The organism is Candidatus Hydrogenedentota bacterium, assembly GCA_016791475.1.
Lineage (GTDB): Bacteria > Hydrogenedentota > Hydrogenedentia > Hydrogenedentales > JAEUWI01 > JAEUWI01.
The window spans coordinates 1-842 of the sequence record JAEUWI010000150.1 but is presented as its reverse complement, the minus strand read 5'-3'; the positions used below and the strand labels follow the sequence as shown (position 1 = coordinate 842).

The 842-nt window shown below is 61.3% G+C and carries 1 protein-coding gene; it reads right to left on the bottom strand.

Annotation, left to right across the window (positions count from 1 at the left end; translation table 11 throughout):
• Nucleotides 1–842, bottom strand: an 842-nt coding sequence (locus tag JNK74_28385) for a pyruvate, phosphate dikinase (protein MBL7650106.1), incomplete at both ends; no start/stop codon positions are given.

Sequence of the window (842 nt, the reverse complement as noted above, 5' to 3'; positions counted from 1 at the left end):
ATCACCTTTTCACCGTTCTTGCCGCGGCGTTCCGCTTCGTCGGGATCAAAGACCACTTCGCCGATGGCCGCGCCCGGTGAAGCGTTCAGACCCACCGTCAGCACTCGCCCTTCCTTGACGGCGGCAGCTTTGGCGGCGGGATCGAAGCTGGGCAGAAGAATGGAGTTGATCTCCTTGGGATCAACCCGCATCAGCGCTTCTTCGCGACTGAGGATGCCCTCATCGAACATCTCCACCGCGATGCGCACGGCCGCTTCGGCGGTGCGTTTGCCGGAACGAGTCTGGAGAATGTAGAACGTGCCCGACTCCACAGTGAACTCGATGTCCTGCACGTCGCGATAGTGCGCTTCCAGCAGTTTGGCGGTAGCTTCCAGCTGGTCCATCACATCGGGCATGGTGGAGCGCATGTTGGCGATCTTGTCGGGCGTGCGGATACCGGCCACCACGTCTTCGCCCTGGGCGCGAATCAGGTACTCGCCGTAGAGCGCCTTCTCGCCGGTGCTGGGGTTGCGGGTGAAGCAGACACCGGTGGCGGAACGATCATCCAGGTTGCCGAAGACCATGGACTGCACGGTGACGGCGGTACCGAGATTGTGGTCGATCTTGCTCATCTCGCGGTAGTAGATGGCACGCGGATTGTTCCAGGAACGGAAGACCGCTTCGATGGCACAGGCCAGCTGTTCCTGCACGTCCTGTGGGAAGGGCTTGCCGGTGCGCTCCTCAACCAGAGCCTTGTATGAGCCCACCAGCTCTTGCAGAGCTTCAGCGGTCAATTCGTTGTCCAGAGTGACGCCGCGTTCCTGCTTGAGGGCCGAGATGAGGTGCTCGAAGTCCTCTTTGGG